The sequence below is a fragment of the Gilliamella sp. B3817 genome (assembly GCF_026536705.1).
In the GTDB taxonomy this organism is placed as follows: Bacteria; Pseudomonadota; Gammaproteobacteria; order Enterobacterales; family Orbaceae; genus Gilliamella; species Gilliamella apicola_I.
In genome coordinates this window covers 21,979-39,033 of the sequence record NZ_JAFNNV010000004.1, presented here as the reverse complement: position 1 = coordinate 39,033, position 17,055 = coordinate 21,979, and the positions used below count along the sequence as shown (strand labels likewise).

Here is a 17,055-nt window from a genome sequence, read left to right as displayed (position 1 = left end):
CTACCTTTGATTCGTTTGATTTAATACTGCTAAACGCAATGTAACTGCTTGTTTGTGTGCTGTGAGTTGTTCTGCTTGCGCCATTAGTTCTACTGCGTTACCAATGGCTTTTAACCCTTCAGGTGTTAACTTTTGAACTGTCATCCGTTTTTGAAAGTCAGCTAATCCTAAACTGGAGTAGGTAGCAGTGTAACCATAAGTCGGTAATACATGGTTAGTACCCGACGCATAATCGCCAGCTGATTCAGGCGACCAATCACCAAGAAAAATAGAGCCAGCACTGGTTATCTGCTCGACAAGTTCATCGGCATTTTGGGTTTGAATGATTAAATGTTCTGGCCCATAACGGTTACTGATTGCAACGCATTGTTCTAAATTTTGAGTGACAATAAGTCGACTTTCTTGTAACGCTTTCTCGGCAATAGCTTGCCGTGATAATTGTGCAAGCTGCTTATCGACTTCTAATGATACTGCTTGAGCCATTTTTTCATCGGGAGTAAGGAGTACAACTTGTGAATCGGGGCCGTGTTCAGCTTGTGATAACAAATCAGCAGCAATAAATGCAGGATTGGCTGAACTATCTGCAATAACGAGCACTTCGGATGGCCCCGCAGGCATATCAATTGCAGCACCATCAAGGCGTTGGCTAACCTGACGTTTTGCTTCTGTTACATAAGCATTACCGGGGCCAAAAATTTTGTCTACTTTAGGCACAGACTCTGTACCAAATGCCATGGCAGCAATAGCTTGGGCACCACCTAGTTGATAAATTTCGGTAACGCCACACAGCTCAGCGGCATATAAGATCTCATCCGCTATTGGTGGGGGTGAACAAAGTATCACTTTGCGACAACCTGCAATATTAGCGGGTATGGCAAGCATCAATACGGTAGATAACAACGGCGCAGATCCCCCTGGAATATAGAGCCCAACTGAATTGATTGATCGGGTCACAAGTTGACATGTAATGCCGGGCATTGTTTCAACAGTTACTGTCTGTTTAACCTGTGCTTGATGAAATTTTTTAATATTGCTAACGGCTAATTGCATAGCTTGTTTTAAATCAGGATTAACCCGATCGATTGCCATTTTAATTTCACTGTTGCTTAATTTAATCTGATTAATTTGAACTTTATCAAACTTGTTACTTAAGGCTTTTAACGCTTCGTCACCATATTGCTTAACTTGATCTAAAATATCTGCAACAGATTGACTAATTGAGTCTGATGCAGTCATAGCTGGACGAGTCAATAAAGCGGTTTGTTCTTGTTCTGAACATTGTTGCCAATAAGAGAGTTTCATACTTTACTCCATCATCTTTTCAATTGGTAATACAAGAATTGAGCTTGCACCTAATGCTTTTAGTTTTTCCATGGTTTCCCAAAATAGCGATTCACTACTAACCATATGTAACGCGACTCGATTTTGTTCGCCAGTTAGCGGTAATATTGTTGGATTTTCAGCACCCGGTAACAAGGCAACCACTTGATCTAATACCTGTGTTGGGGCATGCAACATAATATATTTGGATTCGCGAGCTTGTATTACCCCTTGAATACGTGTCATGACTTTATCAATCAGCGCTTGCTTAATTGCTGGCATTTCGCCTTGTCGTTGAATTAAACATGCTTTGGATTGATAGATAATTTCGATTTCTTGTAAACCATTCGCCTCAAGGGTGGCGCCACTTGAAACTAAATCACAAATAACATCAGCTAAACCTGCTCGAGGGGCAACTTCCACCGATCCGTTTAACAAACAAGTTTTAAATGTCACATTGTATTCAGCAAGGTAACGACGAAGTAGGTGAGGATAAGTGGTGGCAATACGCAGATTATTTAAACATTCAGGGCCGGTATAATCGAAATCGCGCGGGGCAGCAATGGATAACCGACAACCGCCAAAATCTAAACGACGTAATTTTTTGTACTGAGGATTTTGCCCTTCCGCTTGTCTATCAAGTACTTCTTCTTCTAAAACATTTTCACCCACGATACCAATATCGACCACACCGTCGATAACCAGACCGGGAATATCGTCGTCACGAACACGTAAAATATCGATTGGCATATTCTCAGCAAATGCGATTAAGCGTTGTTCTTGAAGATTAATTTTAATGCCACACTGTGCCAGCAATTTTTTTGATTCATCACTTAAACGACCAGATTTTTGCATCGCAATGCGTAAACGCGAATTATCCAACATATTATTCTCCAACTTATCCAAAAATTTATAAACCACAAACAAAAAACCCTCGGAAGTTTGATCTTCCGAGGGTTTTCTATTTGCTTTCGCGATATCACCGGAAGACCAAATGTCTTCCAGCACCAATCGCCCGAAGACTATTCAGGAATGATGGTGATGATGATGTTTAGTAATAAAAGCGCAAAAACAATTCATAAAATAAAAACCATTAAGTTGATTTATTAATCTAATTTCTGAACAAAATATAACATAAAAAGTCTGCTCGCAACTGTTTTTTTGTTTTTTTATTAAATTTTTGTAAATTTAAATTCTGTTTCAACAACGTATAAATTGTTTCTATCACAAAGCGATATCATCTTAATTTTTCGAAATTTATAGAGTATATTTTTCAGCGTGATTATGGGGTGATAATTTTTTCAACTACTGATTTACACCAAAAATTACAACAACACTCAGTCAAACAACTGGTCATTTGTGGCATGATGAGCCATATGTGTGTGGATTCAACTACACGATGTGCCAATGAACTTGGTTATCAACCGATATTAATTCATGATGCATGTACAACCCGTGATCTTGAATTTAATGATGAAATCATCCCTGCTAAAAAAGTCCATTATAGCTTTATGTCAGCATTGGCAGGATTTGCAAAAGTTATCAATTGTCATGAGTTCATACAAAAAAAGATAGATTAAATTTTGAAAAAACTGAATGATTGGATTGAATGTCAAAGGCGCTGGAAAAACTTTCTATTATTTAATACTGCCAACGAAATAAGTTTATTTTATTGAGTATATTTCAGGAAGATATCGTTTATGTTTATGATATCTTCCTTATCAATTATTGCATCAATAAAAGCGATTTATTCAAACGACTATTCAATAAGTTCAGAATATTTTTGACCTAAAACGCTATAACGACCATTGCCCAATAGTGCAAGACTGAAAGCGGTAATGACCATAAAAGCAGGGTATTCCCAACCACCACCGGTATTGCTGAATGTCCATCCATTATTAAAATGGATAACGGTGATAATGAGTAATTCAATAATGGCTAAAATAGCAATGACACGAGTTAATATACCAACTAACAGTAATGCACCGCCACCAATTTCAAAGACAATGGCGATATAACCAACAAAATCGGGAAATCCAAGTGATTCAAAATATTGTGCTGTACCAGATGGTGTAAAGACGAGTAACTTAGTGAAACCATGAACCAAAAACATCACACCTAAAGCAATACGTAAAAATAGAGCAGCCAGATCAGTTTGATTTTGTCTCATTTTTATTTTTCCTATATTAAGTTAGAAAATAACTTCAATTGATAATCGTAAAAAATTATAAACAATGCTATTACTTGGTTAAAAATAGGATAATACAACATAGATTGTCTCATAAACGGTAATAGTTAGTAAAGTTATACCTGTTCGATTTATAAAACATTATCTGAATGAAAAGATGAATTTGTTTTTTTCTGGCAAGCTTTACATAGACCAAATCGTTTTTATTAAATCATCAATCAAATAGGTAAAAAAATGTGATTATTTAAATTGCTAGTCAAAATAAGATTTTTTAAATCAATGCGTTAATATTATTGATTACTAAAGTTATATTCGTGATGGTGTTTTTCATTCTTAATTGTTATAAAACAATGAGCGGAATATTGTCATCGATTTAAACCTATATGGTAAAAACTTCATTCTCTAGGTTGCGTTATCATCGCAATAAAACATTAAACTGTTAAATTGATAATGTAATGGTAAAAAGCGCAGTTTTATCTGAAAAGTTTGTGATACAATGCCTTAACTATACTTTATGATTCATTTCTAACGTTAAATAATTAATACTCTCTTTTCTAACTTTAAATATTTAATACGATTCCAGTCCTTTTAAAGATTACTATTTTATGCATATCGTTCAATAAATTATTGGAGTAATACTAAAATGAATTACTATGATTTTTTAGTCATTGCCTTAAAATTATTGGTTGTCTTTATTTGCATTATTTTGTTTTTAAAAATTACCGGAAAAACATCATTGTCTCAAATGTCGAGTATCGATTTTATTGGTAACATGATTTTGGGTGGTATTGCCGGCGGTATCATCTATAACCCTAAATTAACCGTTTATGATTTTTTAATTGTATTACTCATGTGGACGGCAATAATGTACACCTCGAATTATCTGAAAAAAAATAGCCAAAATGCCAAAGCCTTTATTGTTGGTAATCCGATCGTATTAATGGATAAAGGCAAAATAAAGTTGGATGCTTTCACATCAGTAAATCTGGATATATCAAGCTTTGCCGTACTATTGCGGATGAAAAATGTCTTTAATATCAATTCTGTTGAAAAAGCGATTTTGGAGCCTAATGGACAATTAACGGTCGTTAAAAAAGGGGATAAAGATATTTCTGCTATCGTCTTAGAAAATGAAAAACCAAGAAATGAAGTTTTAGAGGATTTGGGTAAAAGTGAGGCATGGTTAAAATCGAGATTATCTCGGCAGGGGTATAAAACTTATCAAGGTTTGTACTGTGTTGAATATTATAATCGACGCTTATATGTGATTCCTAGTGATTCTGTGGATTAAATGATTCAGATCAATAATATTAAGTCACCCTTAACCATTTCGTTAAGGGTTAATAACCGTGAATCAAAATCTTGATTTAATTGCTATAAAGCGGAGAATTGTTTAACGATTTAGTCACAAAACTTTTTACATCAAAGTCTATCAACGTATCTTGTAGCTTTTCGGCTTCTGCCTTTGATTGACATTGCGTAAAAACACAAGCGCCCGTACCAGTTAATCGTGTTGGAGCAAATTGCGAAAGATGAGTAATGATTGCGTTTACTTTTGGATAACGCTTGCGCACCACCACTTCACAATCGTTACTAAATTGATCTAAGGATAGCAATTCATTAACACTTCGAACAGGTGTATCTCGCTTAAGATCAGGATCGTTAAACACCTTGACTGTTGAGATTGCAGTATTAGGGTAGGTGACCAAATACCAATATTCCGGAAATTCAACCGATTGCAACTGATCGCCAATTCCTTGTGCTAATGCTGTGTGACCATAGATAAAAATTGGTACATCGGCACCGATATTACGACCAATCTCAATCAATGTTTGGCGTGATAAATTAAGATTCCATAATTGATTAAGTGCAACTAACGTCGTTGCGGCATTCGATGATGCGCCACCCAGCCCACCACCCATAGGAATGATTTTATCAATCGCAATATCAATCCCTAACTCATGTCGACCAGTATAAGATTTTAGTCGTTGGGCAGCGAGAGTAATTAAATTTTTATCTGAAGGGATATCACTAAATTGAGTGACTAAATTAATCTTATCATCTTCACGAAGATTGAAAGATAATCTGTCACTCATATCGATAAATTGAAATAGTGTTTGTAAATTATGATAATTATCAGGACGACGCCCAGTAATATATAAAAATAAATTTAATTTAGCGGGTGAAAGCCATTGATACATGAAAAATCCTTATTACCGTAAAATCCAATTATCAATTTTTAAACGTACTCGTTCATTATCATGATTAAGTTCGATCATTGCGGGTAAATCTACCGATTTATTATTAAAAGTTTTCGTCATGTAATTCGATATTTTTAATAGCCACTTTTTGTCTTGTTGCAAAAATTCGGTTGATGCTAAACGCCCCGAATTATCGATTTTATCGTTGATACTGTCGTTAGAAAATCCCTTAAGCCAATTATGTAATGAATTTAAAGGCACATCGATCCTGGCGATTTTATTCATCAAACTTTCAACATTATAATCAGTATAATGCTTGCCATTTTTGTCGATCACTTCAGCATAATTTGGTTCTGCAATTAGTGTTAAAATGTTGGTTCCAACAGGTGTAGTAAGTTTGATTTCATAACGATCTATCGATTTTTGAACAATAAAAAAACGTCCATAACTTCGAGAGTTTTCACTAAAATGAGCAATACTTCCATTAACTTGAAAAGCATTTATTTGCTTAAGATCTTGTTGGTGAAGTTGCCATTGTTCTTCAATGGTTGCTGTGTCTTTATGTTTGGTAACTTGACAGGCTGTAAGTAACAAAGGCAGTAAGATCAAAGCGTATTTAAATTTAAACATAATTGCCTCTTCAATGTTAATCAATAATATGTAAAACATTATAACTGATTATTAAAAGAATAAAAAAGGTAATGAGAAATTAACGTTTTCAAATTTTCATGTATAATAACCTGTTATAAAGGTGCTATAAATCGTCATATCTTACAAACAATTATATAAGAAAATTGCAATGTCAATCACTATATTAGGTGTCAATCATAAAACGGCACCCGTGTCGCTGAGAGAAAAACTCGCTTTTCCCAATGAAATTATTGATAAAGCATTATGCAGCTTATATCAACACCCTTTAGTTGAAGGATGTGTGATCTTATCAACCTGTAATCGCACAGAAATTTATCTTAGCTTTAAGCACCAAATTGACTATTTAAGCTTAAAACAATCTGTAGAAAGCTGGCTAGGGCAGTTTCATCATATTGACATTCAACATTATCACGACATGCTTTATTGGAAACAAGGACAGCAGGCAGTTGAACACTTAATGTCTGTTGCATGTGGTATTGATTCAATGGTGCTTGGAGAACCCCAAATATTAGGTCAAGTTAAACAAGCTTATTGTTATGCCCAGCAAAATAATAGCTTGTCACTCAAATTAGAGAAGCTATTTCAAACGGTATTTCGTGTAGCGAAAATAGTACGAACAGAAACGAAAATAGGCTCAAACACGGCTTCCGTTGCTTATGCCGCTTGTCTTATAGCCCGAAATCTATTTAAAACAACGCAAAATTTAAATGTGATGTTAGTTGGGGCGGGTGACACAATTGAACTTATTGCTCGTTATTTAAAACCTCATCGATTCAATCATGTCATTGTAGCTAATCGAACTCGAGAAAAAGCCCTTAAACTAACCGCACTTATTGATGCCGAAATTATCTCTTTACCTGATATTGCGAATCGTCTTAAAGATGTAGATATTGTCATAAGCTCAACAGCGAGTCCGCTACCTATTATTGGTAAAGGAATGGTAGAGCGAAGTTTATTGGCAAGAAATAACTGTCAAATGCTGTTTATTGATTTAGCGGTTCCTCGAGATGTAGAAGAAGAGATCAGTAAACTTGACCATGTACATCTTTATTCGGTCGATGATTTGCAAAAAACAGTTGAGAACAATCTACAACAACGAATGGTAGCAGCTCAAGAAGCACAACACATTATTCGAGAGCAAGCCGAACATTTTTTAGATTGGTTGAAAACGCGTTCTGTGATTGATTATGTAAAACAGTATCGTCAAAATGCTGAAAGTATACAACGTGAACAAGAAGAAAAAGCTTTAAATGCATTTCGGCAAGGTGAGAATATTGAAGATGTGCTTGCTGAATTTTCACGTCGGCTAACCAACAAACTGATTCATGCACCAACCCAAACATTACTCAATGCATCAACACATGATTGTGATGACTGCTTTAAAACTCTGTGCAAAGGATTTGGTTTAAAAGGGCATTAACTAACATATATTATTTGTTTACAGGAAATATAACGTATTGGATCAGATTGAATTTTTTGATATACCCAGTCCATGTAAGCGTGTTTGCGAAACCGATAAACAAGGGTATTGTATAGGCTGTTATCGGTCAAGAGAAGAACGTTTCAGCTGGTTAAGCTATACTGATAAACAAAAAAAGGAAGTATTACGTTTGTGTCTACAACGTGCTTATAAGCGTCGTTATTTAGCCATGCTTCAGCAAAAATCTCAGTCTAAACAACGCTCATCACAAGTTGAGCTTGATTTAATAGAATAATTTTATGCGCTTTATCATACAATATCTTGTAATCTTGACTTAGTCAGAGTAGGATTTTTAGGCATTAGGTTAGGTAAGATTTAATCACAATAGTTAATTTAATCGAGATTTTAAAAATGAAAATGTGTATTGCATGTGGCATGCCAATGACTTCAATTGCTGATTATCCTTTGCATGATTTATCTAAAAATTATTGTAAATATTGTGCCAATCAGGATGGTACCATGAAAACCTTTGACCAAAAATGGCATGAAGTGACTTTACGGTATGCCAATAACCATAATATTGACTATTCGATAGCAAAACAAACTGCTTATACTATTTTGAAAAAATTACCGGCGTGGAAGCGTCGTTGGTAGTTGATTTTTTAGGCATTCAAAGCACATTATCATAATATCAGTTGCAGTTATTGCAAAGCTTAGTATAATTGCCAACGTTTACTTATTTACACTTATAATGCCAGTGTGGCGAAATTGGTAGACGCAGCGGATTCAAAATCCGCCGCCCTTAAAAGCGTGTCGGTTCGAGTCCGACCACTGGCACCAATTCAATCCATAAACTCGTTCTTGCTATAACAGTTTTGACGATAACAGTTCCTGCGATAAATATTTGTAGCTGACTTTGATAGCGCTTTAAAAAAATAGGCAAATATTCAAAAATAATTCATTTAATGTGAAAGCAATACGTTCCTAAAAAGTTAACCATACTTTTTAAATCCCGTCGACTTATCCTTATATTCTCTTCTTATATCTTTATTCGCTCACATGATAAGGAATATCTAAGTGATTTGGATTTTATTTTATCATGCCGATCTATCACCAAATCCAGAATATCGTGCCACAATGTCAGCTTATATGCGTCTATTAAACGCTGTTATCTGTTATCATCGCTTAGATTAAGTCGCTAGGCTCTCGTTTTATTTCACTGTGAATAAAATAATGTTGATGTGTTAAAGAATAATAAGCATGCGTTTCATGACAGATAAATATCATCATTTGATATTTATCTGCCATGGTTAGTTAGTTGGCGCCGGCATTAAGATATTTTTGCATCTCCTTAGCTGGTACCATTCCGCCACCTGTTGCCCAAACCAGATGAGTAGCATGTTGTAGTTGTTGCGGTGTTAATTGCAGACGTTGCTGATACTGTAAATCGTGATTTACTATGATAGCGCCTTTCATACCAGCAAGAGCCGAAGGTTCTAATTGAATATTTTCGGTTTGATTGAGTAAAGATAATAAATCATACATCTCTTGGTCTGACAACGTATAATAACCGTCTAACAAACGTTCCATTGCTCGACCGACAAAGCCTGATGCGCGTCCTACCGCCAGACCATCTGCCGCGGTTAGATTATCAATACCGATATCTTGCACTGAAATCTTATCGTGTAAGCCGGTATAAACACCTAAAAACATGCAAGGCGAGTGGGTGGGTTCAGCAAAGATACAATGGACATGATCACCAAACGCCATTTTTAAACCAAAAGCTACACCGCCAGGTCCGCCGCCTACACCACAAGGTAAATAAACAAATAAGGGATTTTCACGGTTAACGACAATGCCCATATGGTCAAATTGTTGTTTTAGACGTTCGCCAGCAACGGAATAACCCAAAAAAAGGGTTTTAGAATTTTCATCATCGATAAAAAAACAGCTAGGATCCGACTCAGCGGCTTTGCGACCTTGCTCGACAGCGACGCTGTAGTCATCTTCATATTCGATCACATTCACACCATGAGAACGTAACTTCTGTTTTTTCCATTCTCTTGCATCAGCTGACATATGAACACTAACATTAAAGCCCAATTTGGCGCTCATGATACCAATCGATAAGCCAAGATTACCCGTTGATCCTACCGCAATACTATATTGGTTGAAAAACTGTTTAAATTCATCAGAAAACAGTTTGCTGTAGTTATCTTCATAAGATAATAAACCTTGCTCAATGGCTAATTTTTCTGCATGCGTTAAAACCTCGTAGATACCTCCGCGTGCTTTTATTGAGCCAGAAATAGGTAAGTGGCTATCTTTTTTCAACAGTAACTTACCAGCAATATTTTGATTGTAACGTGCTTCTAAGGCTGTTTTCATATGATCTATTTCAACTACATCAGATTCAATAATGCCTTTTGTTGCTAAAGTTTCTGGAAAAGCAATGGCTAAATAAGGGGCAAATCGTTTTAAGCGATTGCTTGCCTCGGTAATATCTTGTTGATCAAGTCCCACATAATTTAATCCTATTTCTAATGTTGTAATATTAGGATTAAACCAGTAACAGGGTTCAAGTTTAATCAGTTTATCAACTAAAGGATTATCTTTGATAAGACATTCAATTTCGATTTGATTCATTTTGACTCCTTATGTTGAATGATTAAATCATACCTGATAATAAAAATGTGCAAAGTAATGCAACGACAGAAGCGATAAAAGTAGCACTGGTATAATATTTGAAGATTTCGGTCATTGTTGCGCCACAATATTGTTTAACCAGCCAAAATAATGAATCGGTCACAATTGTACAACCAATAGCACCTGAGCCAATTGCTAATGTGATAATTTCGGGACTGACATTAGGATACATGCTAAGCATAGGTGATACGATCGCTGTGGCTCCCATCATAGCAACCGTTGCAGAACCGACCGCAGCATGCAAAATAATGGCAACGAGCCAAGCTAATAAGATCGGATGCATATCTAATTGCGATAATATATTGGCTAAACTATCACTTAATCCACTGGTTTTTAAAATACTGTTAAATGCACCTCCAGCTCCGATGATTAGCAGAATATTAGCAATAGATGAAAAGCAATTTTCGGTATGATTTAATAATTTACTCATCCCTATATTGCGTCTAAGACCTAAAACATAATAAGCGACAAATGCACCAATAAACATTGCAGTAATAGGGTTTCCAATAAATTCCAGCGTTGCATACAAGGACGTAGTCTTATCAATATTTAACTCTGCTGTGGTTTTGATCAGCATTAATATTATGGGTAATAATACTGTAAACAGCGTAGCAGCTAAGGAAGGTAATTCGTCTTCGGTACGCACTTTTAAATCAGAAAACTCTTCAGGGACTTTTTTAAATGGCATCTTATTTTTAATGATTCGTAAAAAAATGGGCCCTCCCACTAATGAGGCAATAAGTCCAATTAATAAGCCATATAAAATCACACTACCAATATCTGCCCCTAAAGCATTAGTAACATATAATGCGGCGGGATGAGGAGGAACAATACAATGCACAGCCATTAAAGCGGTACATAATGGAATAGCTAACATTAATAGCGAAGTCTGCGTTTTTTTGGCTATTGAAAAAGCTAAAGGAATAAGAAGCACTACGCCTACTTCAACAAATAGGGTAATACCACAAATTAAACCCACTAATACCATGATGACTTCGGGAGATAACCAACGACATTTTTGCAAAGTTATCCCAATGCGTTCTGCTGCACCGGATACTTCCATCATTTTGCCTAGAATCGTACCTAAACCAATTACGGCAGCCAAAAAACCAAGTGTTCCACCGATACCATCTTCAATTGCACTTATCATTGTTAATGGTTTCATGCCCATTAATATGCCCACATAAAAACTCGATAATAGCAGGGCTAAAAAAGGATGAAGCTTCAATTTTACAATACTGATAACTATTAACAAAATACTACTAATCAACACACCTAAAACCCATATTTGTGAATCCATCAAGAGCTCCTGTTCAATTAAAAAGTAGGGGGGATATTAGATTTTATGCACTCACGGCTGACAAATGATAAATAATCATGTTTGCATGAGTTGAATTCAGTTGAAAAAGTAGTCTGTATAGTGAAATTAATGATTAACTAATTAAATTTAATTGATTAAATTTAATTAAGCAAATGATATAAATAAGTAAAGAAAGTGCATAAAATGTGCAATAATGATCATTACATTACTAAAAAATGAGTTGTTTTTGATCATATATTGATCTGATCAATAAGGTTGAGCATTTTAAACTCACGCTTATTTTATCATTAGTCTATTGACGTAATATGTTTATGACTTAAATAGGACAACAAATGGGTACAAGATGCATTATGGAATTGGATACCACAACTCATTGAATCATTCGTATTTCAATGCATTTAATACTAATTTAAATACATTTGAATGTCCTTTTCGGCTAGGGTAATAAATGTAAAAGGGTTCGTAAGTAATAGCAAATTCTGTTAATAATTCTATCAAACTGCCTTCAGCTAGTTGTTTTTCAACATTGGGTCTACCCATCCAGGTAATGCCTAAACCATCTAATGCAGCCTGTTTGCGTAAATGATTGTTAATCGCAAATTGGGATGAAGGTTGGTACTTAATGATGTGTCCTTGATCCATAAATTCCCATGTTAATTCTGTTGCGTGCTGGGCTGAAATGCGAAAACCAATTAGTTGATGCTGATCCAAATCTTTAATACATTTAGGAATCATTCTATTTTTAAGATAATTGGGACTTGCTACTAAAGCCATTGTTAAAGGTTCTGAAATTTTTAACGCAATCATTTCTTTAGGAAGATCATCACCAATACGACAACCCATATCAAATCCTTGCTTAACAATATCAACCCAATTATTATCGCAAACAATTTCTATTTTTACTTGAGGATAATTTTTTAATAAAGGTATTAATTTAGGATAAATAATACTTTCAACCACAAGGCTCGCGGCATTGATTCGAATTGTTCCGGAAGGTGTATTAAGAAACTGTCCTAATGCGCTGACTTCGTCATTAATTGATTGATATAATGGAGCTAATTGTTTGTAAAGCTGCTCACCAGCTTCGGTAAGAGACATACTGCGCGTGGTACGATTAAAAAGTCTTAAATTAAGGCGTGTTTCTAAATTTCGCATACTATGACTGAGTGCTGAGGATGAAACACCTAACGATTTAGCCGCTTTAACAAAACTCTTTGCTTCAGCGATCATAATAAAATAATTTAGCTCATTAAAGTTATGCATATTGACCGTATTGATGAATTTAATTCATGATACTATAAAAGAATCGCTGGTTTATCTCAATGACATTCCGTTTTAGAATAAATTTAACAATGTTCAATGCTCACTATTACAACTAGGTTGGGAAAAAAAGGGGATATGATGGAATATGTAAAACTAGGCAATACCGATATTGAAGTGTCACGATTTTGTTTGGGCTGTATGAGTTTTGGCGATCCTGCCAGTAAAATGCATGCATGGACACTTAATCCAAGTGAGAGTGAAGCGATCATTCAGCATGCGTTAAATTTGGGTATCAATTTTATTGATACAGCCAATATTTATTCAGCAGGAACCAGTGAAACGTATTTAGGTCAAGCAATCAAAAAAAATATTGCTCGTGATAAAGTTATTTTAGCCACCAAAGTCTATTTTAATGACGGTCACTTATCAAAAGGGGCAATTGAAAAAGAGATAGACGGATCACTTAAACGATTAGGTACGGATTATATCGATTTATATATTATACATCGTTTTGACTATACCACACCAATTACAGAAACAATGGAAGCATTACATAAGTTAGTTCAAGTTGGAAAAGTTCGAGCACTAGGTGCTTCTGCGATGTATGGCTACCAATTTTATAACATGCAACTTGTTGCTGAGCAAAACGGTTGGACGAAATTTGTCTCGATGCAAAATCACTATAATTTATTGTATCGTGAAGATGAAAGAGAATTAATTCCAATTTGTAAACAATTTAATGTTTCATTAACACCCTATAGTCCTTTAGCTGCTGGTCGTCTTGCTCGATTAGAGTGGACGACTGATACGTTACGTAGCAAAACGGATAAAACCGCTATCGAAAAATATGATAGTACCCAACAAATCGATACTAATATAGTAAAAAGAGTACATGAACTTGCTGAAAAATATGGCGTAACAATGACTCAAATAGCATTAGCATGGCAGTTTGCGAAAGGTGTTACCTCACCGATTATTGGTGCGACAAAAACGAAGTACTTAGATGATGCAGTTGGGTCGTTAAACGTCTTGTTAACCCCAGAGGATATCACTTATCTTGAAGAGTTATATATTCCTCATCGAATTGTAGGCGCATTATAAGTAAGCAAGTAGGTCAATTCTCCTTAATAGCATTATCCAGTATTAGGGAGAATCATATTAAATTAGCTTATTTGAACACTTTTAATAGTCAATTTTTCGTGAATTAAAATAAGTAAAATTCTCATTCATTTTTAAACAATATGACTTCGTCCAATCACCTTGTTCATTATATCCATAAAAGGAACATCTTTTTGTCTCTGTTGGTTTGGACTCTTTGTCATCAAAAAATTTAATAATAACTTTATCTAATTGATTTTTATCGTTATATAAAAATATCTTTTCTTCGCTTGACGTGTAAATATTGGCTAAATCCATTTTTAAGATATAAGTATTAACAATTCGAGAAATATTTCCATTTTCATACTGAATATCACTGATCGTCGATGGATTGGAAATACGCTCGATTTTTATTATTCTATTTTGATCATCATAAGTTGAAGACCATTCGATCTTTTTGGCTAAATCTTCTAAATGCAAAAGATTCTGCTTATCATCGAAATCCATATTTAAATCCAAATCATATTGATTATCTATCGAAAAATGGCTTTTTTTCGTCGCATAGTCGTTTGTGATCTTCACATGATCAATATCAACTGAGACAATGAAACCTTTATCATCTGATAGATATTGTTGGCGATCGCTGCCAATAATCTTTTGTTGCTTAATCAGTTTTGAATACGGAATATTCTCAACACTACTAAACAATAAATAGTTGTTAGTTAGCTCAACATTACTCAGTTTTTCATTTTTATTGCAACCAAATAGAATGATTGATAAACCACATACGAAAATGATCCTTTTCATTGCTGTTTCCTTCATTAGTCATAGTATTCGAAAGAGCGTAAAATAAATCGCTTTGTTTCTTCTTGTTCGTTTAAACAATATAATTTTGTCCAATCACCATACTGGTTAGGATCATCGTAAACGCAGTTTAATTGCTCTGTGGGGATTAATTGATTGTGTTCATTGCTTTCATATTGACCATTTTGAGCAATAAAAGCATGTTCGACACTATTAATGAGCTGCTTTTCTGTATTATAAAAGTACTGCTTTTTATTGAGGTAAAGTGGAACGATATTTGCTTCATCTGTTTTATCAAAAATTTCATAGTCTCTTTCAACAACTAATTCATTTTTATAAGTAATTTGATTAATAAATAGATAATTGGAACCACCAATAATGCTGTTTTCAAGTTTCACAACTCGTCCTTGTTCGTCATAAGTTGAGCGGATAACTTCGTTGCCGGATGAGTCAGTTATCGAAACAATATTTTGTTTATCATCAACATTAATTTTGTATTTTGAAAGTTCCTGATTTTTGATCATATATTGTGACTGCTGATAATCAAAATAGACTTTTTTATCGTTCAAATTGTAAAAAGTGATCAAACCATCTGCGTTCGTTTCAATCGTACCAAAATAACTTCCTTCAAACCGCTGCTTTTTAATCAGTTTTGAGTGAGGAGCAACATCATATTGACCATTATTAATATAATTATTGATGATAATTTTAGAATCGCTTTGCTTATTATCACATCCTAACAAAGTCAATAGTAAGCAACTATAGATGAGGGGGATTATATTTATTTTCATGCTTTTTAATCCTTTATATTTATTTGAACGTCCTGAATGACGAATATATTTAACCACAAATAGATCAGCGATTAAACAGAAAATTTATATATCTTAATCGAATAATGATATAAACTTAAAGTATTATCAAAATGAAAGCTTGATAATTATAATCCTAAATATCCTATCGTTATAAAAATAACACACATTAACAAAGAGTTATATTTTGTAAATATTGCAAACATAATCCAGAAGGAATGATAATGAAAAAATATTTATATTTACCTACCTTAATATTATTGGGGCTCGTGTTGATAGGTTGTGATACAGACAAAAGCAAGGACATAAAACAATCAGACAAAAAAGAGATCATAGTTGGATTACCCCCTAGTATGCACAACATTTTAATGGAGCGAGTGGTTAAGCCCGAATTAGAAAAAAAAGGCTACAGCGTCAAATTGGTCAATTTTAGTTCTTTGCGGGATGCCAATACCGCGCTGGTTGAAGGAAGTATTGATATGAATGCTGCACAGCATCAAGATTATCTTGACGTCTATAACAAAGAGACCCATAACGACCTTGTCTCATTAGTACACATTCCTTCCATATCTGCCGCTCTATTTTCACAGAAACATCATTCAATCAATGATATTGCATCCAATCAAATCATTGCTATCCCGAATGATCCATCCAACACTTCTCGATCATTATTGTTGTTACAAAAAATAGGTTGGATCAAGCTTAAACCAGACACACAATCAGGCATAATCACCTTAAATGATATTATAGAAAACAGCTATAATTTAAAATTTAAAACGCTTTTATCAGAAATTATTCCGCGAGTACTTGGCGAAGTTGATTACGCAATTATGCCAGGTGGTGTGGCATGGTTGAGTAAAGTGCCAGCTGATAATATATTAATTCAAGAAGAATTATCGCCCAATTTAGAGCTAATGGTTGTCGTTAAAAAAGAAGATCTCAACACGGCATGGGCAAATGACGTTAAGCAACTTTACCAATCCGATAAACTTAAAAAATTTATTGAAGAAGATCCGGACGCTAAAGGTCGATTTATTTGGCCAAAATAGGATAGTTAAAAAACAACCAATATCTTTAGGTGGATAAAAGATATTGGTTTTATTATCAAATCTAATCATTTAATCTTATCAGCATTTGAAATTTACCTTCGCTCCATTTTGCTTTAAAGTTATTTTCAACCCATTAAATAACAGCTAATCATGCTATGTTAAGTTTTTTAGGGTTATAAAGTGACATTAGGTTCTATTAAACAAATCATTATTTTTTTCACTTAA

The 17,055-nt window shown here is 34.5% G+C and carries 17 protein-coding genes, 1 tRNA gene and 1 other annotated feature; of the genes, 8 read left to right on the top strand and 10 right to left on the bottom strand.

The genetic code is table 11. From position 1 onward, the window contains the following. Positions 1-1,302: a histidinol dehydrogenase gene (gene hisD, locus J3U36_RS06465; RefSeq protein WP_267380322.1), complete on the bottom strand. Its 1,302-nt coding sequence runs from the start codon at positions 1,300-1,302 to the stop codon at positions 1-3. 3 nt (positions 1,303-1,305) lie between these two features. After that, positions 1,306-2,205 (bottom strand): ATP phosphoribosyltransferase, encoded by a 900-nt coding sequence (gene hisG, locus J3U36_RS06460; protein ID WP_267350802.1) that lies wholly within the window; start codon positions 2,203-2,205, stop codon positions 1,306-1,308. A 37-nt stretch (positions 2,206-2,242) separates the two neighbouring features. Further along, positions 2,243-2,368: a sequence feature (His leader region), on the bottom strand. A gap of 241 nt (positions 2,369-2,609) precedes the next feature. Between hisG and J3U36_RS06455 the strand changes: the two genes are divergently transcribed. Then, positions 2,610-2,900, top strand: coding sequence for an isochorismatase family protein (locus J3U36_RS06455; protein ID WP_267380319.1), 291 nt, complete (start codon positions 2,610-2,612; stop codon positions 2,898-2,900). Between the two features lie 179 nt (positions 2,901-3,079). Here J3U36_RS06455 and J3U36_RS06450 read toward each other — a convergent pair whose 3' ends face one another. After that, entirely contained in the window at positions 3,080-3,490 is a 411-nt protein-coding gene (locus J3U36_RS06450) for a DoxX family protein (RefSeq protein ID WP_220215103.1), read from the bottom strand. A gap of 661 nt (positions 3,491-4,151) precedes the next feature. On the opposite strand from J3U36_RS06450, the gene J3U36_RS06445 reads away from it, so the two are divergent. Then, a complete protein-coding gene (locus tag J3U36_RS06445) occupies positions 4,152-4,799 on the top strand; it encodes a DUF421 domain-containing protein (RefSeq protein ID WP_267380318.1) in 648 nt (215 codons plus the stop codon). 76 nt (positions 4,800-4,875) lie between these two features. On the opposite strand, the gene ispE is transcribed toward J3U36_RS06445, so the two are convergent. Next, entirely contained in the window at positions 4,876-5,709 is an 834-nt protein-coding gene (gene ispE, locus J3U36_RS06440; RefSeq protein WP_220215101.1) for a 4-(cytidine 5'-diphospho)-2-C-methyl-D-erythritol kinase, read from the bottom strand. Positions 5,710-5,721: 12 nt separating this feature from the next. Further along, positions 5,722-6,339: a lipoprotein insertase outer membrane protein LolB gene (gene lolB / locus J3U36_RS06435; RefSeq protein ID WP_267380317.1), complete on the bottom strand. Its 618-nt coding sequence runs from the start codon at positions 6,337-6,339 to the stop codon at positions 5,722-5,724. A gap of 169 nt (positions 6,340-6,508) precedes the next feature. On the opposite strand from lolB, the gene hemA reads away from it, so the two are divergent. The 4 genes from hemA to J3U36_RS06415 all read left to right on the top strand — a co-directional run bounded on the left by hemA (position 6,509) and on the right by J3U36_RS06415 (position 8,620). Further along, on the top strand, positions 6,509-7,780 hold the full coding sequence (hemA, locus tag J3U36_RS06430; protein WP_267380315.1) for a glutamyl-tRNA reductase: 1,272 nt from the start codon (positions 6,509-6,511) through the stop codon (positions 7,778-7,780). Between the two features lie 37 nt (positions 7,781-7,817). After that, a complete protein-coding gene (locus tag J3U36_RS06425; RefSeq protein ID WP_267380314.1) occupies positions 7,818-8,075 on the top strand; it encodes a DUF1289 domain-containing protein in 258 nt (85 codons plus the stop codon). Between the two features lie 116 nt (positions 8,076-8,191). Then, positions 8,192-8,434 carry a zinc ribbon domain-containing protein gene (locus J3U36_RS06420; protein ID WP_267350809.1) on the top strand — a complete coding sequence of 81 codons (243 nt, stop codon included), beginning with the start codon at positions 8,192-8,194 and terminating at the stop codon, positions 8,432-8,434. 99 nt (positions 8,435-8,533) lie between these two features. Further along, positions 8,534-8,620 (top strand) — tRNA-Leu (locus J3U36_RS06415). 474 nt (positions 8,621-9,094) lie between these two features. Here J3U36_RS06415 and dsdA read toward each other — a convergent pair. The 3 genes from dsdA to J3U36_RS06400 all read right to left on the bottom strand — a co-directional run bounded on the left by dsdA (position 9,095) and on the right by J3U36_RS06400 (position 13,070). Next, complete coding sequence (dsdA, locus tag J3U36_RS06410) at positions 9,095-10,426, bottom strand: D-serine ammonia-lyase (RefSeq protein WP_267380312.1); 1,332 nt, start codon at positions 10,424-10,426, stop codon at positions 9,095-9,097. 22 nt (positions 10,427-10,448) lie between these two features. Then, complete coding sequence (dsdX, locus tag J3U36_RS06405; protein ID WP_267350849.1) at positions 10,449-11,786, bottom strand: D-serine transporter DsdX; 1,338 nt, start codon at positions 11,784-11,786, stop codon at positions 10,449-10,451. Positions 11,787-12,185: 399 nt separating this feature from the next. After that, positions 12,186-13,070, bottom strand: a complete 885-nt coding sequence (locus J3U36_RS06400) for a LysR family transcriptional regulator (RefSeq protein WP_267380309.1) — start codon at positions 13,068-13,070, stop codon at positions 12,186-12,188. Positions 13,071-13,208: 138 nt separating this feature from the next. Between J3U36_RS06400 and J3U36_RS06395 the strand changes: the two genes are divergently transcribed. Beyond that, positions 13,209-14,171 carry an aldo/keto reductase gene (locus J3U36_RS06395; protein ID WP_267380308.1) on the top strand — a complete coding sequence of 321 codons (963 nt, stop codon included), beginning with the start codon at positions 13,209-13,211 and terminating at the stop codon, positions 14,169-14,171. A gap of 81 nt (positions 14,172-14,252) precedes the next feature. Here the strand turns inward: J3U36_RS06395 and J3U36_RS06390 are convergent, their stop codons facing one another. Beyond that, positions 14,253-14,975 (bottom strand): hypothetical protein, encoded by a 723-nt coding sequence (locus J3U36_RS06390; RefSeq protein WP_267380307.1) that lies wholly within the window; start codon positions 14,973-14,975, stop codon positions 14,253-14,255. Positions 14,976-14,989: 14 nt separating this feature from the next. Then, positions 14,990-15,763 carry an RHS repeat domain-containing protein gene (locus J3U36_RS06385; RefSeq protein WP_267359684.1) on the bottom strand — a complete coding sequence of 258 codons (774 nt, stop codon included), beginning with the start codon at positions 15,761-15,763 and terminating at the stop codon, positions 14,990-14,992. Between the two features lie 242 nt (positions 15,764-16,005). Between J3U36_RS06385 and J3U36_RS06380 the strand changes: the two genes are divergently transcribed. After that, complete coding sequence (locus J3U36_RS06380) at positions 16,006-16,830, top strand: MetQ/NlpA family ABC transporter substrate-binding protein (RefSeq protein ID WP_267350859.1); 825 nt, start codon at positions 16,006-16,008, stop codon at positions 16,828-16,830. The last annotated feature ends 225 nt before the right edge of the window (positions 16,831-17,055 follow it).